22 protein-coding genes are annotated in these 21,340 nt (G+C 72.0%); 4 read left to right on the top strand and 18 right to left on the bottom strand.

Annotated elements, in window-relative coordinates; translation table 11 throughout:
* The first annotated feature begins 8 nt into the window (after nt 1–8).
* Entirely contained in the window at nt 9–488 is a 480-nt protein-coding gene (locus tag N8J89_RS33090) for a VTT domain-containing protein (protein WP_283666308.1), read from the top strand.
* A 36-nt stretch (nt 489–524) separates the two neighbouring features.
* Here N8J89_RS33090 and N8J89_RS33095 read toward each other — a convergent pair whose 3' ends face one another.
* From N8J89_RS33095 to N8J89_RS33145, 11 genes are all read right to left on the bottom strand, one after another.
* Nucleotides 525–965, bottom strand: a complete 441-nt coding sequence (locus tag N8J89_RS33095; RefSeq protein ID WP_283660907.1) for a hypothetical protein — start codon at nt 963–965, stop codon at nt 525–527.
* Between the two features lie 10 nt (nt 966–975).
* Entirely contained in the window at nt 976–1,758 is a 783-nt protein-coding gene (gene dapB / locus N8J89_RS33100) for a 4-hydroxy-tetrahydrodipicolinate reductase (protein ID WP_283660908.1), read from the bottom strand.
* Complete coding sequence (locus N8J89_RS33105) at nt 1,755–3,017, bottom strand: M16 family metallopeptidase (RefSeq protein WP_283666309.1); 1,263 nt, start codon at nt 3,015–3,017, stop codon at nt 1,755–1,757. Before N8J89_RS33105 ends, dapB begins: the two co-directional genes overlap by 4 nt.
* A gap of 116 nt (nt 3,018–3,133) precedes the next feature.
* Nucleotides 3,134–5,383 carry a polyribonucleotide nucleotidyltransferase gene (locus N8J89_RS33110; RefSeq protein WP_283660909.1) on the bottom strand — a complete coding sequence of 750 codons (2,250 nt, stop codon included), beginning with the start codon at nt 5,381–5,383 and terminating at the stop codon, nt 3,134–3,136.
* A gap of 283 nt (nt 5,384–5,666) precedes the next feature.
* Complete coding sequence (rpsO, locus tag N8J89_RS33115; RefSeq protein WP_086785274.1) at nt 5,667–5,936, bottom strand: 30S ribosomal protein S15; 270 nt, start codon at nt 5,934–5,936, stop codon at nt 5,667–5,669.
* Nucleotides 5,937–6,069: 133 nt separating this feature from the next.
* Complete coding sequence (locus tag N8J89_RS33120) at nt 6,070–6,507, bottom strand: 2'-5' RNA ligase family protein (protein WP_283666310.1); 438 nt, start codon at nt 6,505–6,507, stop codon at nt 6,070–6,072.
* Between the two features lie 200 nt (nt 6,508–6,707).
* On the bottom strand, nt 6,708–7,187 hold the full coding sequence (locus tag N8J89_RS33125) for a helix-turn-helix domain-containing protein (RefSeq protein WP_283660910.1): 480 nt from the start codon (nt 7,185–7,187) through the stop codon (nt 6,708–6,710).
* Between the two features lie 126 nt (nt 7,188–7,313).
* Entirely contained in the window at nt 7,314–8,273 is a 960-nt protein-coding gene (locus tag N8J89_RS33130; protein ID WP_283660911.1) for a bifunctional riboflavin kinase/FAD synthetase, read from the bottom strand.
* A gap of 28 nt (nt 8,274–8,301) precedes the next feature.
* Nucleotides 8,302–9,210: a tRNA pseudouridine(55) synthase TruB gene (gene truB, locus N8J89_RS33135; RefSeq protein ID WP_502868359.1), complete on the bottom strand. Its 909-nt coding sequence runs from the start codon at nt 9,208–9,210 to the stop codon at nt 8,302–8,304.
* An 11-nt stretch (nt 9,211–9,221) separates the two neighbouring features.
* Nucleotides 9,222–10,505, bottom strand: a complete 1,284-nt coding sequence (locus tag N8J89_RS33140) for an MFS transporter (RefSeq protein WP_283666311.1) — start codon at nt 10,503–10,505, stop codon at nt 9,222–9,224.
* A gap of 199 nt (nt 10,506–10,704) precedes the next feature.
* Nucleotides 10,705–12,063 (bottom strand): MATE family efflux transporter, encoded by a 1,359-nt coding sequence (locus N8J89_RS33145; RefSeq protein WP_283660913.1) that lies wholly within the window; start codon nt 12,061–12,063, stop codon nt 10,705–10,707.
* A 27-nt stretch (nt 12,064–12,090) separates the two neighbouring features.
* On the opposite strand from N8J89_RS33145, the gene N8J89_RS33150 reads away from it, so the two are divergent.
* Nucleotides 12,091–12,618 (top strand): CGNR zinc finger domain-containing protein, encoded by a 528-nt coding sequence (locus N8J89_RS33150; protein WP_283660914.1) that lies wholly within the window; start codon nt 12,091–12,093, stop codon nt 12,616–12,618.
* Between the two features lie 350 nt (nt 12,619–12,968).
* Here N8J89_RS33150 and N8J89_RS33155 read toward each other — a convergent pair whose 3' ends face one another.
* From N8J89_RS33155 to rimP, 7 genes are all read right to left on the bottom strand, one after another.
* Nucleotides 12,969–13,964 carry a DHH family phosphoesterase gene (locus tag N8J89_RS33155; RefSeq protein WP_283660915.1) on the bottom strand — a complete coding sequence of 332 codons (996 nt, stop codon included), beginning with the start codon at nt 13,962–13,964 and terminating at the stop codon, nt 12,969–12,971.
* A gap of 126 nt (nt 13,965–14,090) precedes the next feature.
* Nucleotides 14,091–14,576 (bottom strand): 30S ribosome-binding factor RbfA, encoded by a 486-nt coding sequence (gene rbfA / locus N8J89_RS33160; RefSeq protein WP_283660916.1) that lies wholly within the window; start codon nt 14,574–14,576, stop codon nt 14,091–14,093.
* 36 nt (nt 14,577–14,612) lie between these two features.
* A complete protein-coding gene (locus N8J89_RS33165; RefSeq protein WP_252480752.1) occupies nt 14,613–14,909 on the bottom strand; it encodes a DUF503 domain-containing protein in 297 nt (98 codons plus the stop codon).
* Nucleotides 14,910–14,983: 74 nt separating this feature from the next.
* Nucleotides 14,984–18,106 (bottom strand): translation initiation factor IF-2, encoded by a 3,123-nt coding sequence (gene infB / locus N8J89_RS33170; protein WP_283660917.1) that lies wholly within the window; start codon nt 18,104–18,106, stop codon nt 14,984–14,986.
* Nucleotides 18,107–18,262: 156 nt separating this feature from the next.
* A complete protein-coding gene (locus N8J89_RS33175) occupies nt 18,263–18,598 on the bottom strand; it encodes a YlxR family protein (protein WP_283660918.1) in 336 nt (111 codons plus the stop codon).
* On the bottom strand, nt 18,564–19,604 hold the full coding sequence (nusA, locus tag N8J89_RS33180; protein WP_283660919.1) for a transcription termination factor NusA: 1,041 nt from the start codon (nt 19,602–19,604) through the stop codon (nt 18,564–18,566). The genes N8J89_RS33175 and nusA overlap by 35 nt, the downstream gene beginning before the upstream one ends.
* The gene (gene rimP / locus N8J89_RS33185) at nt 19,601–20,146 is read right to left on the bottom strand and encodes a ribosome maturation factor RimP (protein WP_283660920.1); all 546 of its coding nucleotides are present in this window, start codon (nt 20,144–20,146) and stop codon (nt 19,601–19,603) included. Before rimP ends, nusA begins: the two co-directional genes overlap by 4 nt.
* 214 nt (nt 20,147–20,360) lie before the next feature.
* Between rimP and N8J89_RS33190 the strand changes: the two genes are divergently transcribed.
* Entirely contained in the window at nt 20,361–20,855 is a 495-nt protein-coding gene (locus tag N8J89_RS33190; protein WP_283660921.1) for a hypothetical protein, read from the top strand.
* Entirely contained in the window at nt 20,852–21,322 is a 471-nt protein-coding gene (locus tag N8J89_RS33195) for a ferritin-like domain-containing protein (RefSeq protein WP_283660922.1), read from the top strand. The genes N8J89_RS33190 and N8J89_RS33195 overlap by 4 nt, the downstream gene beginning before the upstream one ends.
* The last annotated feature ends 18 nt before the right edge of the window (nt 21,323–21,340 follow it).

Here is a 21,340-nt window from a genome sequence, read left to right on the forward strand (position 1 = left end):
GTGTGCTGATGTGGTTGGCGCTGAGCCTGGGCATGGGCATCGCGTCGGCGCTGATCCCCATCATCGTGCTCGAGGCGTACGTGCTCGGCGTGGTCCTGGCCCAGCCGGACCTGCCGTGGTGGGCGATGGGCCTGGTGGTGGCCGTCGGCCAGGTCGCGGGCAAGCTGCTGTATTTCTACGCTGGCCGCGGCGACATCACGCTGCCCAAGTTCCTGCGCCGCGACCGCGACCCGGACCGCCCCCGGGGCAAGTGGGGCGAACGGCTGGACCGCTTCCGCGAGGTGTGCGCGCGCAGGCCGGGCTGGTCGTACTCGGTGATGCTGCTGAGCGCGACCGCGAGCGTGCCGCCGTACGCGGCGATCGCGGTCATCGCCGGAGTGGCCCGGGTGTCCCTGCTGAACTTCGTCTCGGCCTGCCTGATCGGCCGCTTCGCCCGCTTCGCGGCACTGGCCGCGGCTCCGGCCCTGATCAGCGGCTGGCTGATCTGACCACGCGGATCTGACCACGCGGACCGCCGGTCGCGGTCAGGCGTTGCCCAGCTCGATGGCCTTGCGCATCGCCTCGCGCGCCCGCCGCCGGTCCCCGGCGAGGTCGTAGGCCTGCGCGAGCTTGAACCAGCCGCGCCAGTCCTCCGGCGCCGCGTCCACCTCGGCCTTGCGCTCGGCGAACCAGGCGTCCGCCGCGTCCCGCTCCACCCGTCCCGACGGCCGTCGCGGCAGGTCGCTGACATCCGCCAGCTCACCCGCCTCGTCCAGCCGGCGGGCCAGGGTCTCGGTCCGGCTGCCGAAGCGCAGCTCCGCCAGCACCATCCAGGCGCCCAGGATCGGCAGGATCAGGATGGCCAGGCCCAGCACCGCGCCCACCGCCGTGCCCGAGGTGACCAGGGTGTAGGCGCGTTCGGCCAGCAGCACCAGGTACACCGCGAGCACGGCGGTGAGGATGTAGGCGACTCTGCGTGCGTTCATCGGCGGGCGGTCACAGGTCGAGCAGGGATTCCAGGCCGAGGGTCAGCCCCGGCCGCCCGCGCACCGCGCGGATGCCCAGCAGCACCCCCGGCATGAACGAGCTGCGATCCAGCGAGTCGTGCCGGATGGTCAGCGTCTCCCCCGCGGTGCCGAAGAGCACCTCCTGGTGCGCGACCAGGCCGGACAACCGCAGCGAGTGCACCCGGATGCCGTCGACATCCGCGCCGCGCGCGCCGTCCTGCTCCTGCGTGGTGGCGTCCGGGATGGGCCCCATGCCCGCCTTGACCCTGGCCTCGGCGATGAGCCGGGCGGTGCGGGCCGCGGTGCCGGAGGGCGCGTCGGCCTTGCGCGCGTGGTGCAGCTCGACGATCTCCACCGACTCGTAGTACTTCGCGGCCAGCTCGGCGAACCGCATCGACAGGATCGCGCCGATGGCGAAGTTCGCCGCCACCAGCACGCCCAGCTCCGGCTTGTCCCGCAGCCAGCCGCGGATCTCGGCCAGCCGCTGGTCGTCGAACCCGCTGGTGCCCACCACGCTGTGGATGCCCTGCTCGACGCAGTAGCGGATGTTGTCCATCACCACGCTGGGGTGGGTGAAGTCGACGACCACCTCGGCGCCGGCGTCGCCGACGCTGGCCAGCCAGTCGCCCTCGTCGACCATGGCGACCAGCTCCATGTCCTGCGCGGCGTCCACCGCGCGGCACACCTCGGCACCCATCCGGCCGCGCGCGCCGAGCACCCCGACGCGGATCGGCTCGTCGGCGGAACGTGCCTCGGACTGGGGGGCCGTCATGCGATCACCTCGTGCACCTCGTTCGGCAGGTCGTCGGCAGAAGCGTACGGGCCGACCACCGCGGCGCTGAGCGGGCGTTCCAACAACTCCCGCGCGAGCTCGGCCACCTGCTCCGAGGTCACCGAGTCGATCCGCCCGAGGGTCTCCTCCACGGTGAGGTGGTCGCCGTAGTTGAGCTCGCCCTTGCCGATCCGCGACATCCGCGAACTGGTGTCCTCCAGCCCGAGCACCAGGCCACCGCGCAACTGCCCCTTGCCCCTGGCCACCTCGGCGGGCCGCAGCCCGTCCCTGGCGATGCCGGTGAGCACCGAGCGCACCACGCCCGCGACCGCGCCGAGCCGCTCCGGCTGACAACCCGCGTACACCGCGAGGTGCCCGGTGTCGGCGTAGGCGGCGACCGAGGAGTACACCGAGTACGCCAGTCCGCGCCGCTCGCGCACCTCCTGGAACAGCCGCGAGCTCATCCCGCCGCCCAGCGCCGCGTTGAGCACGCCGAGGGCGAAGCGCCGTTCGTCATGCCGGTCCAGCGCGGGCACGCCGAGCATCAGGTGCGCCTGCTCGGTGTCGTCCTCGCAGAGCACCAGCCGCGGCCCCCGGGTGATCTCCGCGACGCCGACCCGCGGCGGCTGCGGCGGCGGGCTGCCGACCAGCCGGTCGCCGAGCGCGGTCCGGGCCAGCTCCAGCACCTGCTCGTGCCGCACGTTGCCGGCCGCGGCCAGCACCATCCGGGGCAGGGTGTAGTTGTCCCGGTAGAAGCCGTAGAGCGCGTCCCGGTTCATCGCGGTGATCGACTCCTCGGAGCCGAGCACCGGCCGCCCGAGCGGGTGCTCGCCGAGCATCGCGGTGCAGAAGGCCTCGTGCAGCAGGTCTTCCGGGTCGTCGTCGCGCATGGCGATCTCTTCCAGGACCACGCCGCGTTCCAGCTCCATGTCCGCATCGGCGCACACCGCGTCGAAGACCACGTCCCCGACCAGGTCCACCGCCAGCGGCAGGTCCGCGTCGAGCACGTGCGCGTAGTAGCAGGTGTGCTCCTTGGCGGTGAAGGCGTTCAGCTCACCGCCAACCGCGTCGATCTCCTCCGCGATCTGCACCGCGTCACGCCGCTTGGTGCCCTTGAACAGCAGGTGTTCCAGGTAGTGCGCGGCGCCGGCGACCTCCGGCGGCTCGTCCCGGGAGCCGATGGCCACCCAGATCCCCACCGACGCCGAGCGCACGCCCGGCAGTTGTTCGGTGATCACCCGGAGGCCGCCCGGCAGCATGGTGCGCTGCACTGCGCAGTCCTCCGAGGTGCGCTCCAACACCTCGGTCACAAAGTCCTCCGATACGGCGCAGGGGGCGCCGGAAGCGCCCCCTGCCCTGTTGTCGTCCCGCGACGTCACGCGTCAGCCGGCTCCGGGGTGGCGTCGGCACCCTCGGTCTTGGCGTCGGCGGCCTTGGCGGCGTCCTCCTCGTTCACCACGACGAGGCTGATCTTGCCGCGCTGGTCGATGTCGGCGATCTCCACCCGGAGCTTGTCACCGACCTTGACCACGTCCTCGACCTTGTTGATCCGCTTGCCGTTGCCCAGCTTGGAGATGTGCACCAGGCCGTCCTTGCCCGGCAGCAGCGAGACGAACGCGCCGAAGGCCGCGGTCTTGACCACGGTGCCCAGGAAGCGCTCGCCGACCTTCGGCAGCTGCGGGTTGGCGATGGCGTTGATCATGTCGATCGCGGCCTGCGCGGACGGACCGTCCGCGGCCCCGACATAGATGGTGCCGTTGTCCTCGATGGAGATGTCGGCGCCGGTCTGGTCGGTGATCGAGTTGATCATCTTGCCCTTCGGCCCGATCACCTCGCCGATCTTGTCGACCGGGATGGTCACCGAGGTCACGCGCGGCGCGTACGGGCTCATCTCGTCCGGGCGGTCGATGGCCTCGGCCATGACCTCCAGCAGGGTGAGCCGAGCGTCGCGGGCCTGGTCGAGCGCACCGGCGAGCACGTCGGAGGGGATGCCGTCGAGCTTGGTGTCGAGCTGGAGCGCGGTGATGAACTCCTTGGTGCCGGCGACCTTGAAGTCCATGTCACCGAAGGCGTCCTCGGCACCGAGGATGTCGGTCAGCGCGACGTAGCGCGTCTTGCCGTCGACCTCGTCGGAGACCAGGCCCATGGCGATGCCCGCGACCGGCGCCTTCAGCGGCACACCGGCGTTGAGCAGCGACATGGTGGAGGCGCACACCGAGCCCATCGAGGTGGAGCCGTTGGAGCCCAGCGCCTCGGAGACCTGGCGGATCGCGTAGGGGAACTCCTCGCGGGTGGGCAGCACGGGCATGAGCGCCCGCTCGGCCAGCGCGCCGTGGCCGATCTCGCGCCGCTTCGGGGAGCCGACGCGGCCGGTCTCGCCGGTGGAGTACGGCGGGAAGTTGTAGTGGTGCATGTAGCGCTTGTGCGTCTCGGGCGACAGCGAGTCGATCTGCTGCTCGAGGCGCAGCATGTTCAGCGTGGTGACACCCAGGATCTGGGTCTCGCCGCGCTCGAACAGCGCGGAGCCGTGGGTCCGCGGGATGACCGCGACCTCGGCGCCGAGGCTGCGGATGTCGCTGACGCCGCGGCCGTCGATGCGGACCTTGTCGCGCAGGATCCGCTGGCGCACCGACTTCTTGGTCAGCGAGCGGAAGGCCGCGCCGATCTCCTTCTCCCGGCCGGCGAGCTCGGCGTCGGCGTCGGGCACGAGCGTGTCCAGCACCTTGACCTTGAGCTCGTCCAGGCGGGACTCGCGCTCCTGCTTGTCCGCGATGGTCAGCGCCTGCGCCAGGTCGGCGGCCACGGCGGCCTCGACGGCGGCCAGGACGTCGGCCTCGTAGGCCAGGAAGACCGGGTAGTCGGCGGTCTCCTTGGCGGCGTTGCCGGCCAGCTCCTGCTGGGCCTCGCACAGCACCCGGATGAACGGCTTGGCGGCCTCCAGACCGGCGGCCACCACCTGCTCGGTGGGCGCGGCGGCGCCACCGGCGACCAGCTCGATGGTCTTCTCGGTGGCCTCGGCCTCGACCATCATGATCGCGACGTCGTCACCGACGATGCGGCCGGCCACGACCATGTCGAAGACGGCGTTCTCCAGCTGCTCGTGGGTCGGGAAGGCGACCCACTGGCCCTCGATCAGGGCGACCCTGGTGCCACCGATCGGCCCGGAGAAGGGCAGGCCGGCGAGCTGGGTGGAGGCGGAGGCGGCGTTGATCGCCAGCACGTCGTACAGGTCGGCGGGCGCGAGGCTCATCACCGTGACGACGACCTGGATCTCGTTGCGCAGGCCGTCCACGAAGGACGGGCGCAGCGGCCGGTCGATGAGGCGGCAGGTGAGCACCGCGTCGGTGGAGGGACGGCCCTCGCGGCGGAAGAACGAGCCGGGGATGCGGCCCGCGGCGTACATGCGCTCCTCGACGTCCACCGTCAGCGGGAAGAAGTCGAGGTGGTCCTTGGGGTGCTTGGACGCCGTGGTCGCGGAGAGCAGCATGGTCTCGTCGTCCAGGTAGGCGACGACGCTGCCCGCGGCCTGACGGGCCAGGCGGCCGGTCTCGAAGCGAACGGTCCTGGTGCCGAACTTGCCGTTGTCCAGGACAGCGGTCGATTCGTAGATCTCGACATCGGTCACGTGGTTACTCCTCTTTGTTTCTCTCTCTGTAGGGCCACCACGCGGCTGTCCCGGCGGAAGTGTCGCGACGAACGTCTGCCGGTCTTCGATCGAAGCCCCCGGGCGTCCTGCCCGGGAACCACTACCGAGGACCGGCGTCCTCACCTCCGCTGCCTGGGACGGCGCGGGCCCTTGTTCGGTCTGGCTGGCTTTCTACTGCATCCAGCCCACGCGCGCGCCTTGGGCGCGCGCGGTCGTGATGTACCGAGGGGGAGCGGCCAGGCCACTCCCCCTCGGTCTCAAGTCAGCGGCGCAGGCCGAGACGGGCGATCAGCGAGCGGTAGCGCTCGATGTCGCTCTTCTTGAGGTAGTCCAGCAGGCGACGGCGGCGGCCGACCATCAGCAGCAGTCCGCGACGCGAGTGGTGGTCGTGCTTGTGGGTCTTGAGGTGCTCGGTGAGGCCGCTGATGCGCTTGCTCAGCAGGGCCACCTGGGCCTCCGGCGAACCGGTGTCGCCCTCGTGGGTGGCGTACTCGCCGAGGATGGTCTTCTTCTGGTCAGTGGACAGTGCCACGCGTGTTTCTCCTGTACTTCACTCGTTCCGTGCGGACCCCTCGCCGATCAGGCGGGGGTTGGACGGTGCCGGCCGCCACGGAACGCAGCCGGACCCAAAGATTGAGGGTAGCAGCCGTTCGGCGCAGTGCGTCTCAGCCCGTCAGGGCGAGCCGCGCCACAGAGTGATAGCTGGGCCCGAGCGGGGTCCGGTCACTGCGGACCAGGGCGACCTCCGCTGGTGTCCACCAGGGACCAGTGTAGTCGGTCAGCCGGGTGGTCAGCGAACGTGTTTCCGGACGGTCGCCGGACCACCGCAGCAGGGTCAGGTGCGGGTGGTAGCGCTCCGGGTCGGCGCCCGCGGCCACCGCGAGGGCGCGCAGTGCCTGCTCGTCGGCCGGGCTCGCGCACTCGATCCCGGCCCACAGCACGCTGCGGAACTCGCCCCAGCCGCCGACGCGCAGCCGGGGCGCGCGCAGTCCGGGCAGTCGTCGCGCCAGGGAGGCGGTGCGGTCCTCGACGGAGTCCGGTCCGTGGAAGCACAGGGTGAGGTGCCAGCGCTCGACCGGCTCGGCCCGCCCGCCCGCACCCACACCGCTCAAACCGGTGCCCGCACCAGTTAAACCAGTTGTACCGGTTGAACCGGTAGCGCCGGTTGAACCGGTGTCCTGGACTGAACCGGTGCTGTCGGTCGAAACGTTCGGGCCAGCTCCCGCACCGGCTCCGATGTGCGCGGCAAGATGACCGGTCACCTCAGGCGGCGGCCAGATCGCGGTGAACAGCCGCGCCTGGCTCAGGAGTCCTCCGCGGCCCGGCGCAGCAGGTCGGCCAGCGCCGGATAGCGGGTGGCCAGCAGATCGGCGGCGCCGCTGAGCTCCTCGGCGACGGCCAGGTCGCGCAGCCGGTTGAGCGTGGCCTGTTCGGCCCGGCCCTCGTCCACCGGCAGGGTGTCCATGCTCACCTTGGGCCGGGAGTCACGGACCTGCACCAGCGCCTCGGCGATGGCGGCCTTCTCACCAGCGGCGACACCGGGAGTGAGCACCCGCCGCTCGAGCATGACCATCCGGGCGAGCACCGAGGGGTTGCCGATCTTCGCGCGCCGGCCGCTCATCACCTGGCTGAGCATCGGCGCGCTGATGCCGAGCACGTCGGCCAGCTGCGCCTGGGAGATGTCGTAGGCGACGACCAGCCGCCGGACCCGGTCTCCCAGCGGTTCGCCGTACCACTCACGCTGAAGCGCGAGGTTGCGCTGGACGATCTTCTGTTCCTCCACTGCTATTGCACTCCCAGTTGGCTCGGTCCCCGGCGACCTGCGTCTCAGCGACTTGAATCCTGCCAGGTCGGACGCCCTGGACCGGCACGAACCGCCGAGGCGTTCGCAAGTGCACCCGCCGAGGGCTCACTCGTCGGCGAGCAGCTCGCGCGTCCGCGCGACGTCCAGGTGCATCTGCGCGATGAGCGCGTCGACGTTGTCGTAGCGCTCGGTGGCGCGCAGGCGGTGCTCGAAGTCCAGCGCGACGCGTTCGCCGTAGAGGTCCTCGTTGATGTCGAGCACGTAGGCCTCGACCCGGCGCTCCCGGCCGGAGAAGGTCGGGTTGGTGCCCACCGAGATGGCCGCGGGCAACGAGCGGACCTCGCCGGGCACCCCGTGGCTGACGTGCCCGACGTGCACCAGACGACCCGCGTACACACCGTCGGCCGGCACCGCGGAATGCAGTTGACTAGAGAGGTTGGCGGTGGGGAAACCGAGCAGCCTGCCCCGTTGGTCCCCGCGCACCACGATGCCCTCCAGCCGGTGCGGACGACCCAGCGCGGCAGCCGCCGCGGCCACGTCACCGGCGTCGATGCAGGCGCGGATGTAGGTGGAGGAGAAGGTGACCGAGTCCTCCGCGAGCAGGCGCACGCCCTCGGCAACGAAGCCGAACCGCCCGCCGAGGGAGCGCAGCAGCTCGACGTCCCCGGCGGCGCGGTGACCGAAGCGGAAGTTCTCCCCGACCACCACCGCGGCCACGTGCAGCCGCTCCACCAGCAGCTCGTGCACGAACTCGTCAGCCGGCAGCCGGGAGAGGTCGGGGTTGAACGGCAGCACGCAGAACACGTCGACGCCGAGCTCCTCGACCAGGTCGGCACGCCGGGCCAGGGTGGTCAGCTGCGCCGGGTGGCTGCCGGCGCGGACGACCTCGGAGGGATGCGGGTCGAAGGTCATCACCACGCTGGGCAGGCCGCGTTCCCTGGCCAGCTCGACGGCTCGGGCGATGAGCTGCTGGTGACCGCGGTGCACGCCGTCGAAAACCCCGACGGTCAGCACACAGCGTCCCCAGCCTCCGGGCAGGTTGTCCAGTCCGCGCCACCGTTGCACGAGGCGAGCCTACGGTGCCCCGTGATCGTCAGCCGGACGGGGCGAGCACCACGAGCGGCTTGGCCCGGCCCGCGTTGTCCTTGGCGAGCGCGATCACCTTCCCGGACGGCGCGAACACCCCGTAGGTGCCGTCAATGCCCGCCGCGGGCAGCGCGCCGCCGTGCGCGAGCGCGGCGGCGGCGCCCGCGTCGACGTCGCAGCGGGGGAAGGCGGTGGCGACCGCGGCGTCCAGGTCCAGGCTCAGCTGCGGCTGCTCCTCCAGCTTCTCCAGCGTGCGCGCCACGGCCAGGCCGAACGGACCGACCCTGGTGCGGCGCAGCGCGTTGAGGTGCCCACCCACACCCAGCTCACGGCCGATGTCGCGGGCCAGCGCGCGTACGTAGGTGCCGGAGGAGCACTCGACCAGCACGTCGAGGTCGGTGAACTCACCCTCGCGGCGCAGGTTGAGCAGGTCGAAGCGGGCCACGGTGACCGGCCGCGGCTCCAGCACGACCTCCTCGCCCGCGCGCACCCGCGCGTAGGCCCGCTGGCCGTCGATCTTGACCGCACTGACCGAGCTGGGCACCTGCAGGATGTCGCCGGTGAGCTTGGCGATCTCCGCGCGCACCGCGTCCTCGGACACCGCGGAGGCGTCGGCGGCCGAGGTCACCTCGCCCTCGGCGTCATCGGTGGTGGTGGCCGCGCCGAGGCGGATGCAGGCCAGGTAGGCCTTGGTGTCCAGGGCGAGGTGGCCGAGCAGCTTGGTCGCGCGCTCGATGCCGAGCACGAGCACGCCGGTGGCCATCGGGTCGAGCGTGCCCGCGTGCCCGACCTTGCGGGTGCCCATGATCCGGCGCACCCGCGCGACGACGTCGTGGGAGGTCATCCCGCTCGGCTTGTCCACCACGACAAGACCGGGTGGCACGGGGGGACGTGAGGCGCGTTCAGCTCGGGTCACGAGGCGCGATCCTAGGCAGCGGCCGGCACGGGCACGGCGGCGAGGTCGTCCCAGCGGCGTGCGCGCAGCTGGACCGGCACCTCCTCGCCCCGCGCGGCCGCGGCGAGCACCACCGCGCGAGCACGCCGCCACCACACCGCGGTCCGCCAGGTGCCGAACAGCAGCACCAGCAGGATCGCCGAGAGCGCGACCTGGAACTTGCCGGCGGAGCCGAGCGGCGCGGCGAGCTCGAGCAGCAGCCCGACGCTGAGCGCGGCGATCGTGGTCGCGGTGAAGCCGCCCACGTTGACCAGGCCGGTCGCCGTGCCGACGGTGCGCAGCGAGTTGTAGTCGCGGGCCAGCGCGAAGGCGACGGTGGAGGCCGGTCCGCCCAGCGAGAGCACCACCAGGGCGAGCGCGACGAGCACGATCGGCGGTTGTCCGCCCGGCCAGCCCAGCAGCACCGCCCAGGTCAGCACCGCGCCGCCGAGGAAGCCCACCACCAGCGGCATCCGCAGCTCCGGCCGACGGCCGATGAGCGAGCCGAACAGCGGCCCGCCGACGATCGCGCCGAGCACCAGCACCCCGAGCATGGCGCTGGCCACGTGCGGACTCAGCCCCTGCGCCTCGGTCAGGTACGGGTAGCCCCAGAGCAGGCCGAGCACGGCCGGGGCGAACATGGTGGAGAAGTGCACCCAGAACCCCAGCCGGGTGCCCGGGATCCGCCAGGCCGCGGCCACGGACCGGCCGACCGCGCGCAGCGGCACGGGCTCGCCCGCCGGTGCGGGCGCGCCAGCGGGCACATCGCGCAGCCTGGTGCCGGCCAGCACGGCGTAGGCGGTGGTCAGACCGCCCGCGACCAGGAAGGTCAGGGTCCAGCCGACGTTGTCGAGCAGCATGGTCAGCGGCACGGTCGAGGCCAGGTTGCCGGCGCCGCCGAGCGCGGCGGAGACCGAGACCACCACGGCGTACTTGCGCGCGGGGAAGTGCCCGGCGATCAGGCGGAGCAGGCTGACCCAGGTCATCGCGTCGCCGCAGCCGAGCACGGCGCGGGCGGTGAGCGCGAGCGGGTAGGTCTCGGCGAGCGCGAACAGCATCTGCCCGGCGCCGATGAGCAGCGCGGCCACGGCGAGCACCCGGCGCGGTCCGAACCGGTCGACCAGCAGGCCGGTGGGGATCTGCATGGCGGCGTAGACGCCGATCTGCAGCACGGTGAACACCCCGAGCGCGGCCGGGCCGACGCCGAAGCGCTCGGCGGCCTGGGGTCCGGCGACCCCGAGTGACGTGCGGTGGAAGACAGCGGCCACGTACACCATTACCGCGATGGACCAGACCAGCCATGCCTGACGGCGGGCACGCTCGGCCGACAAGAAAACCCTCCAGAGAACAGCAGAAATCACGATGCGAAGTCAGGGAAAGAGTGCGGCCGACGCTGGCCCACTCTAGACATCGGATGATCACTCGTTGGCGTTATCAAGCTGAGACGTGTGCTGTCCCACAGGCCCACGAGCGCGCTCAGTCGCGCACGGCGCCGACCACCGCCCAGCGCCCGTTGCCGGCCCGCCACAACACCGCGGCCAGCCGCAACAACATGAACGCGGTGAGCCCCGTCCAGATTCCGAGCAGACCCCACCCGAAGGCCATCGACGCCCACACCAGCGGCAGGAAACCGAGCGCCGCTGACAAAAGCGTCGCGGTGCGCAGGAACGCCGCGTCCCCCGCTCCGAGCAGCACCCCGTCCAGCGCGAACACCACCCCCGCCACCGGCTGCAACACCACGAAGAACCACCAGGCGTGCGGCACCTCGGCGAGCACCCCGGCATCCGGCGTGAACACCTGCGGCAGCACCCCGGACAACGCCGCGAACAGCACCCCGAGCGCGATACCGAACACCAGCCCGTACCGGGTCATCTGCCCTGCCAGCGCCCGAGCCCGCCCCGCCCGGCCGGCCCCCAGCTCCGCCCCGACCAACGATTGCGCGGCGATGGCCAACGAGTCGAGCACCAGCGCCAGGAACGTCCACAGCTGCAACACCACCTGATGCGCCCCCGCGGTCGCCGCCGAGGTCCGCGCCGCCACCGCGGCCGCCGAGACGAAGCAAGCCTGGAAGGCCAGGCTGCGCAGCACCAGGTCCCGGCCAAGCCCGAGCTGCGCGGCCATGCTCCGCCAGTGCGGCCGCAACGGCACCCGCTCCACCGCCAGCGCGCGCAGGAACAGCACCGCGGAGACGGCCTGCGCGAGCACGTTGGCCATCGCGGACCCCTCCAGGCCCCAGCCGTCGAACTCGCCGAGGCCGTGCACGAACACCGGGCACAGCACGGCGGAGAGCGCGTTGCCGAACAGCACGAAGCGCATCGGCCGCGCGGTGTCCTGCACGCCACGCATCCAGCCGTTGCCCGCCATCGTGACCAGGATCAACGGTGCCCCGAACAGCGCGATCCGCAGCCAGGAGACGGCCGAGTCCGCGATCGGCCCCTCCCCCGCGAGCACCCGCGCCACCGGCCCGGCGAACAGCTGTCCGAGCAGCACCAGCACCGCCCCCAGCAGCAGCGCCAGCCAGGTCGCCTGCACGCCCTCGGCGACCGCCTCCACCCGTCGCCCGGCCCCATGCAGGCGAGCGGCCCGCGCGGTGGTCCCGTAGGAGAGGAAGGTCAGCTGCGTCGACACCTGTGCGAGCACCACGCCGCCCACCGCGAGCGCGGCCAGCGGCACCGCGCCCAGCCGCCCGACCACCGCGGTGTCGACCAGCAGGTAGAGCGGTTCCGCGGCGAGCACCAGCAACGCGGGCAGCGCCAACGAGAGCACCCTCCGCAGCGGAACCTGCTCCACGCCAACCTCCCGGTAAGGTGCTGATAGCGATTTGGCCCCTGACATCCGGCAGCGTAGACGTAAGGACCGACAATGGACAACGCCGATTACCTCGACGTGGCCCTCCGCCTCGCCAACGCGAGCCTGGACAACCTGACCGACCTCCGCGCCGCCCTGCACGACGAGCCCTGGTGGGCCGACCGCACCACCGAGGCCGACCTGGACGCCCTCCGCACCGTCGCCACCGCCCTCCGCCAGGCACTGGCAGCCGCCGTCAACAACGATCCCGATGCCGTCCTGAACAGGGTGAACACCCTCCTGACCGCGCACCCGCCACGCCCACGCCTGTCCGGCCACGGTGACGGCGAGGAGGTCCCCAACTGGCACATCCACGTCGCCGAACACGACGCCCCACCGGCCCAGGAAGTCGCCGCGGCCGCCGCCTGGGGCCTGGCCCAGGCAGTAGTCCGCCACGGCCTGGACCGCTGGGGTCACTGCGCCGCCGAGGACTGCGCCACCTATTTCGTCGACACCTCGACAAACCGCGCCAAACGCTTCTGCTCCGCCCGCTGCGCCAACCGCGTCCACGTGGCGGCCTTCCGCGCCCGCCAGCGCACCTGATCAGCGAAAATTCCCAAAGAAAGAGCAACGGGGCAGCGTGAAGCTCCCGCACACCGCAGTCTCACGCAGCGCCCAGCGACCACGAAACCGCGCCAGCTTGCGATGCCGCCATGCCCACCCAGCGTCAGCCCCGGCGTCGCCACCAGTCACCAGCCATCGGCATCGGCATCGGCATCGGCATCGGCATCGGCCCAGCGAAGCTCCTGCTGGCGGTCCTCGCGGCTCCAGGCGGGTCGCGCAGCTTCGGCCCGGCATTGCGCACAACCGCGGTGTTCGCACGCGCGCCGCATGCCGACCATCGCGGCAAGCCGGATCCCATCAGCCCCTGCGCCGCGTCCGTCTCCGCTCGGCTACAGCAACGGAGCCGCGTTCAGTGCCGCGCGCACCTCGTCGAGCACCTGTTCCAGCGATCCGCGCATGGTGCAGCCCGCCGCCAACCGGTGCCCGCCGCCGCCCAGCGCCTGCGCCGCCGCGCCCACGTTGACCCTGGTGACCGCACGCATCGACAGCGACCACTCCTGGTCGCCGGTCTCCTTGATCACGACCGCGACCTCGGCCTCGGCGGTGCTGCGCACCACGTCGACGATGCTGTCCACGTCCTCGCTGCGCAGGCCCGCCACGTCGCGCAACCGCACCACCGCGTGCACCAGTCCGAAGCCGCGCGCGCCGTCCGGTTCCAGCTGAGCGCCGCCCAGCACGGTCGACAGCATGCCCAGCCAGGCGAACGGGTGGTGGTCCATCAGCGGGCGGGCGGTCGCCTCGGCGTCCACGCCCGCCGCGAGCAGGCGCGCGGCCAGCTCGTGGGTCTGGGGGCGGGCTCGGCGGAATGAGCTGGTGTCGGTGACCAGGCCGGCGTACAGGCAGCGGGCGATGTCGGGGTCCAGGTCGACGCCCATTTCGTCCAGGAGGCGGAGGACCAGGACCGTGGTCGACTCGGCGCGGTCGTCGACGATGTGGTGGGTGCCGTAGCGGGTGTTCGAGGCGTGGTGGTCGATGACCACGACGTGTCCGCCCTCGGCGATGATCCGCGGCACCCGTTCGCCCAGCCAGCCCAGGCGAGCGAGGCTGCCGGTGTCCATGGCGACCAGCACCGGCGGCAGTTCGGGCACCTGCGACGGCGGGACCAGCAGGTGCGCGGTGTCGAGTGCGACCAGGGCCTCGGGCGCGCGGTCCGGTGCGGAGAAGGACACCCGGACGGTCTTGCCCAGGCGGTGCAGGGCAAGACCGAGGGCAAGGGCGCTGCCGAGGGCGTCCGCGTCCGGGTTCACGTGTCCGAGCAGGGTGACGTCAGTCGCGTCGGCCAGCAGCCGGGCGGCCGCCGCCACCTCGAGCTCGGGTGGGGCCATCGCTCCACGTTCGCCGGCCAGGGCGCTCACCTCCGCGACAGTCCTGCTGCTTAAGCTGACCTCAGGGAGTCAGCCTCGCCCACAACCCCAGGTCACGTCCATGCCTTCCGGCGATATCCGCGCTGTTCAGCGGTGGCGAAGCTCACCGTCAGCCGGCTCGTCCGCCTCGTCCTCGTCCGCATCGCGCGGTGCGCGGTACGGGTCGGCGTCACCGGCGGGGCTGGCCCCGGAGGCGATGCGCGCGACCTCGGCGTCGGCCTCCCTGGCCTTGGCCAGCAGCTCGTCCATCTGCCGCGCCGTGTCCGGCACGGTGTCGGCGATGAAGGCCAGCGTCGGGGTGAACCGCACCCCGGTGCCCTGCCCGACCAATGACCGGAGCACACCGGTCGCGCTGGCGAGTGCGGCCGCGGCACTGGCGAGGTCCGGCGGCGAGTCCACGGTGTCGCCGAGGACGGTGTAGTACACGGTGGCGTCGCGCAGGTCTCCGGTCACCTTGGCGTCGGTGATCGTCACCTTCGCCAGTCGCGGGTCCTTGATCTGGTGCTCAATCGCGGAGGCCACGATCTGGGCGATCCGCTTGGCCAGCCTGCGGGCGCGGGCCTGGTCGGCCACGGCGCTCACTCCCTTTCTCGGGTCTTGCCTTCTCTGTTACTCGTCTTCCGGGCCATGCACCCGCCGGCGCGCCGACAGCAGCTCCAGCTCGGGCCGGGCGGCGACCAGCCGCTCACAGGCGTCGAGCACGTCCCGGACGTGCCCGGGGTCCGCGGCCACCAGGGCCACCCCGACCAGGGCACGGCGATGCAGGTCCAGATGGCCGGCTTCGGCGGCGGACACCTCGAACTTGCGGCGGATCTCGGCGATCACCGGACGGACCAGCGACCGCTTCTGCTTCAGCGAATGCACGTCGCCGAGCAGGATGTCGAGTTCCAACGACCCGACGTACAAATGGCATCACCAGTGGGTAAGTCGATGGGTACGGGCCCGGGCCGACCTGGGGTCGGTCCGGGCCCGCCACAACCTCAGTTGCGCGGCTTCTCCCGCATCTCGTAGGTCTCGATGATGTCCTCGACCTTGAGATCGGAGTAGTTGCCGAGCGTCAGACCGCACTCGAAGCCCTCGCGGACCTCGGTGACGTCATCCTTGAACCGGCGCAGCGTCGAGATCGGCAGGTTCTCCGCGATGACGTTGTTGTCGCGGAGGAGCCGGGCCTTGGTGTTCCGCTTGATCTCCCCGGAGAGCACCATGCAACCCGCGATGGTGCCGACCTTGGAGGACTTGAACACGTCGCGGATCTCGGCGCGGCCCAGCTGGATCTCTTCGTACTCCGGCTTGAGCATGCCCTTGAGGGCCTGCTCGATCTCGTCGATCGCCTGGTAGATCACGGTGTAGTACCGGATCTCCACACCCTCGCGGTTGGCCAGCTCGGTGGCCCGGCCCTCGGCCCGGACGTTGAAGCCCAGGACGATGGTGTTCTCCGCGGTGGCCAGGTTGATGTCGCTCTCGGTGACACCACCGACGCCGCGGTGCACGACGTGCAGCTGGACGTCGTCGCCGACCTCGATCTTCATCAGAGCGGCTTCCAGCGCCTCGACGGTACCGGAGTTGTCGCCCTTGATGATCAGGTTGAGGCGGTTGGTCTCCTTCAGCGCGGAGTCCAGGTCCTCCAGGCTGATCCGCTTCCGCTTCGCCGCGTTCTGGGCGTTGCGGATGCGGGCCTGGCGGCGCTCGGCGATCTGCCGGGCGACCCGGTCCTCCTCGACCACCAGGAAGGTGTCACCCGCACCCGGCACCGAGGTCAGACCGATGACCTGCACCGGACGCGACGGAGTCGCCTCGGTGACGTCCACGTTGTGCTCGTCGACCATGCGGCGGACTCGGCCGTAGGCGTCACCGGCCACGATCGAGTCACCCACGCGCAGCGTGCCGCGCTGGACCAGCACGGTGGCCACCGGGCCGCGGCCGCGGTCGAGGTGCGCCTCGATCGCGACACCCTGGGCCTCCATGGCCGGGTTGGCCCGCAGGTCCAGCGAGGCGTCCGCGGTGAGCAGGATCGCCTCGAGCAGACCGTCGATGTTGATGGCCTGGCGCGCGGAGATGTCCACGAACATGGTCTCGCCGCCGTACTCCTCGGCGACCAGCCCGTACTCGGTGAGCTGCTGGCGGATCTTGGCGGGGTTCGCCCCCTCCTTGTCGATCTTGTTGACCGCGACCACGATCGGCGCGTTGGCCGCCTGGGCGTGGTTGATCGCCTCCACCGTCTGCGGCATCACACCGTCGTCCGCGGCGACCACGATCACCGCGATGTCGGTGGAGTTCGCACCACGGGCACGCATGGCGGTGAACGCCTCGTGACCAGGGGTGTCGATGAAGGTGATGAGCCGGTCGTTGCCTTCCAGCTGGGTCAGCACCTGGTAGGCGCCGATGTGCTGGGTGATGCCGCCTGCCTCGCCCTCGTGCACGTTGGCCTTGCGGATCGTGTCCAGCAGTCGGGTCTTACCGTGGTCGACGTGACCCATGACGGTCACCACCGGCGGGCGGATGACGAGGTCTTCCTCGTCACCGGCGTCCTCGCCGTAGGTGATCGCGAAGGAGGACAGCAGCTCGCGGTCCTCTTCCTCCGGGCTGACGACCTGGACCTGGTAGTTCATCTCCGAGCCGAGGAGCTCGAGCACCTCGTCGGAGACGGACTGGGTCGCGGTGACCATCTCACCGAGGTGGAACAGCACCTGCACCAGCGCGGCCGGGTTGGCGCCGATCTTCTCGGCGAAGTCCGTCAGCGAGGCGCCACGGGGAAGCCGGATGGCCTCGCCGCTGCCCTTCGGCAGGCGCACGCCGCCGATGGACGGGGCCTGCATGTTGTCGAACTCCTGGCGCTTCTGGCGCTTGGACTTGCGACCACGGCGAGCCGGACCACCGGGACGGCCGAAGGCACCCGCGGCACCGCCACGGCCACCGGGACCACCCGGACGACCGCGGAAGCCACCGCCGCCACCGGCGGGCGCGCCACCGGGACCGCCACCAGGGCCGCCGCGGAAACCGCCACCGCCACCGCCGCCACCGGGACCGCCGCGGAAGCCACCGCCACCGCCGCCGCCACCACCGGGACGGCCAGCGCCGCCACCGCCACCACCGGGGCCACCGCGGAAGCCACCGCCACCGCCGCCACCACCGGGACGGCCAGCGCCGCCACCGGGGCCGCCACGGCCGCCGCCGGGACCACCCTGGCCACCGCGGCCACCGCCGCCGGGACCAGCAGGCCGTGCGGGGCGGGGGGGCATCATGCCCGGGTTGGGCCGAGGCGGCATGTTGCCCGGAGTCGGGCGCGGGCCACCACTGCCCGGAGCGGGCCGGTCACCACGCGGCGCGGCCGCGGGACGCCCGTCGCCGGGCCGCGAGTCGCTCGGCCGGGGCGGCATGGCGCCCGGCGTGCCGGGACGCGGGCCGGAAGGACGTGCGGGCGGCGCACCGGCGCCGACACCGAACGGGTTGTTGCCGGGACGCGGCGCGCGCGGACCGGGCTTCGGGGACTGCGGCTTCGGCGGCACCACACCGGCGTCCGGCGCCGGCTTGGGGCCGGGGCGCGGTCCGGGTCCGGGTCCGGGACGGCTTGCCGAGGGCCGGTCGGTCTTGGGCTGGTCGGACCGGGGCGCGTCGGCCTTCGGCTGCTCGACCTTGGGCTGTTCCACCCGCGGCTGCTCGACCTTGGGGGCCGGCTTCGGCTGTGCGGGCTTGGGGGCCGACGGCGCGGGAGCCGCCGCCGGAGCGGCCGCCGCCGCGGGGGCCGGGGCCTGCTCGGCCGGCTTGGGGGCCGGCGGGCGCGGACCGGGCTTGGGGCCAGGGCCGGGACGACCCGGCGTCGCGGCCGGACCGGGCGCCGGGGCGGCCGGCCGGGGCTGCTCGGCGGACTTGGGCTTCACATCGGTCGGTGACGGACGGGAAGCGGGCGGCGTGGGTCGCGGAGCGGAGCGCTTCGGACTGTCGGTGGCGCCCAGGGAGTCCCGAAGCCTGCGGGCGACGGGGGCTTCCACGGTGGACGACGCGGACTTGACGAACTCGCCAAGCTCCTTGAGCTTGTTCAGCACTTCCTTGCTGGTGACTCCGAGCTCCTTAGCGAGCTCGTGCACACGGGCCTTGCCTGGCACTGGTCTCCTTATCTGGAGGCCAAGCGGCAATCCCGCTCGACCTCGCCTACCGTCGAAACGCGCTCATGGCTTCAGCTTCACGGCTGACTCATGACGGGTCGACCTGCTTCCTTGTTCCGGACATGACTCGAGAGGTCCTCGCGTCGGTGGAGATTCTCAAGCGTGCTGTTCCAGGTGGTTCCTGACCTCGACCGCGTCGACCGGTCCCGGAACGCGCAACGCACGCGGGAACGCTCGACGCCGCTCAGCCAGGCGCAGGCATTCCGGGTCGGGGTGCAACCACGCTCCCCTACCGGGCAACCTACGCCGAAGATCGACAACGAGCGAGTCGTTATCGACCACCAGTCGCAGCAGCTCACGGGCCAACGCCCGGGACCGGCATCCGACACACGTCCGAACCGGACCTTCGTGCACGAAAACCGCTCCCCAGCGTTGCGCCAAAGTAGAGTCTAACGCTTCAGGCTCCGTCAGCCGAACCGGATGCCGTAGCACCGGCCGCCGCCGCCCCCGCCGCAGGTCCGGCGGGGTCCGCGTCGCTGCGGATGTCGATCCGCCAGCCGGTGAGCCGCGCGGCGAGCCTGGCGTTCTGGCCCTCCTTGCCGATGGCGAGGGAGAGCTGGAAGTCCGGCACGACCACCCGGGCCGTCTTCGCCCGCTCGTCGACCACCCGAACGGAGACAACCTTGGCGGGCGAGAGGGCATTCCCGACGAAGGTCGCGGGGTCCTCGGAGTAGTCGACGATGTCGATCTTCTCCCCGAACAGCTCGCTCATCACGTTGCGCACCCGAGCGCCCATCGGCCCGATGCACGCGCCCTTGGCGTTCACCCCGGGCACGGTGGAGCGCACCGCGATCTTGGAGCGGTGGCCGGCCTCGCGGGCGACCGCGGCGATCTCGACGGTGCCGTCGGCGATCTCCGGGACCTCCAGCGCGAACAGCCGGCGCACCAGGTGCGGGTGGGTGCGGGAGAGGGTGATCTGCGGGCCGCGCATGCCGCGGGAGACGCCGACCACGTAGCACTTGATCCGGTTGCCGTGCTGGTAGTCCTCGCCGGGCACCTGCTCGGCCGGGGGCAGCACGCCCTCGGTGTCGCCGATCTGCACCACGACCATGCCGCGCGAGTTGGCCCGCGCGTCGCGCTGCACCACCCCGGCGATGAGCTCGTTCTCCTTGGCCGCGAACTCGCCGAAGGTCTTCTCGTGCTCGGCGTCGCGCAGCCGCTGCAGGATGACCTGGCGCGCGGTGGTCGCGGCGATCCGGCCGAAGCCCTCAGGGGTGTCGTCCCACTCCTGGGCGATCGACCCGTCGTGCGCGAGGTCCTGCGCCAGCACCCGCACCATGCCGGTCTTGCGGTCGATGTCGACCCTGGCGTGCGGGGCGTGCCCGTCGGTGTGCTTGTACGCGGTGAGCAGCGCGGTCTCGATGGCTTCCAGGACGGTCTCGAAAGGGATGTCCTTGTCCCGTTCGATTGCCCGGAGTGCGGCGATATCGACGTTCACTTCGACTCCTCCTTCGATGCGTCCGTGCCCTGGCAACGGTCCAGCTTGATCAGGTCTTCGGCGGGCGGCTGGCGGAACTCCACCTCGACGACGGCCTTGGCCATCTCGCGGTAGGCGACCGTGCGCAGCTCGCCGTCCACCAGCAGCACCACGCCGCCGGTGTCGTGCTCGTCGGCGGGACCGACCCGGCCGACGTACTCGGCGCCCTCCAACGGGCGCACCTTCACCAGCCGGAGCCGGTTGCGCCGCCAGTGGCGCGGGTGGGTCAGCGGGCGGTCGATGCCCGGCGAGGTGACCTCGAGGGTGTAGGCGCTGGCCAGGATCGCGTCGTGGGCGTCAAGGGTGGCCGACACCGACCGGGACACCTTGGCGATCTCGTCCAGCCCGATGCCGTCGTCGGAGTCGACGACCACCCTGACCAGCCGACGCCGTCCCGCCTGCCGGATGTCGAGCTCCTCCAGCTCGAAGCCCACCTCGTGCACGGTTTCCCGCACGAGGGGTTCGAGCTGGGCGACGAGCTCGTCGCGCGGCGCGCTGGACACGTGGTCACTCCTTGTCTGCGGTGCAGAGGGCTGCGACGGCGACCGCAGATGGCAAGGGCCGTCCCGCGTCCGGTGCTGCACTTCACCGGCCGAGGTTGCTCAGCGTATCTCGTCGGAGGAGGTGCCCGGGTCCAGACGATCACCCCTCGTTCGGTTGAGTCGCCGAGTGTGCGGTTCCGCGGCCCTGGTCGGCGGCCTGGCAGGATGACTCGGTGTGACCATCGTCCTCCCGCGTATCGGCCGCCGCCGGGTGCTGCTGGCCGGCGCACTCGCCGTGACGGCGCTGCCGCTGGCCAGCGCGTGCACCCCCGAACCGGCCCCTGAGCAAGCCGATCCCCTGGAGGCGCTGCTCACCCGGGCCCAGGCGGACACCGCCCTGGCCAAGGCCACCGCGGCCGCGCACCAGGGCCTGGCCGCGCAGGCCGACGCCGTGGCCGGTGACCGCCTGCACCACGTCCAGGCCCTGCGGAAGGAGCTGGACCGGGCTCGCCCCGCCCGCGCCTCCAGCACGGCCTCGGGCGCGCCGACGAGCGCGGCCCCGCCCCCGGTGGCCGGGCAGCAGAACGCCGCGCTGACCGCGCTGCGGGAGGCGGTTGCCGCTGCGGAGAAGGAGGCCGCGGGCCTGGTCGCCGGCCTGCCGCCGTACCGCGCGGGCCTGGTCGGCTCGGTCGCCGCCTGCTGCGCGAGCCTGCGGGAGGTGCTGGCATGACCTCGCCACAGCCGAGCGGTTCGACTGCCACGATGGAGCCGGAAGCGCTCGCCGCCCTGCAGCGCGCCCTGGCCGCCGAACACGCCGCGGACTGGGCCTACGGCCTGGCCACGGCGTTCGTGAAGGACGCGCAGCAGAACGCGCTCCGCGACGGCGCGACGCAGCACCGGGCCCGCCGCGACGCCACCGAGCGCCTGCTCCGTGACGTCGGCGCCACCCCGGTGCCGGCCGAACCCGCCTACGCCCCACCGCAGCCGGTCACCGACCAGCCGACGGCCATCACGCTGCTGGTCACCGCCGAAACCGACACCGCTGGCGCGTGGCGCGCGGTGCTGGAACGCACCACGGACGCGAACCTGCGCCGCACCAGCCTGGATGCCCTGACCTCGGCCGCGGTCCGCGCGACCCGGTGGCGCAAGGCCGGTGGTGCGACACCACTCACCGTGCCGTTCCCCGGCCAGCCCTGAGCCGCGACGGAAGGCGCG

This window comes from Crossiella sp. CA-258035, from assembly GCF_030064675.1.
Taxonomy (GTDB): Bacteria; Actinomycetota; Actinomycetes; order Mycobacteriales; family Pseudonocardiaceae; genus Crossiella.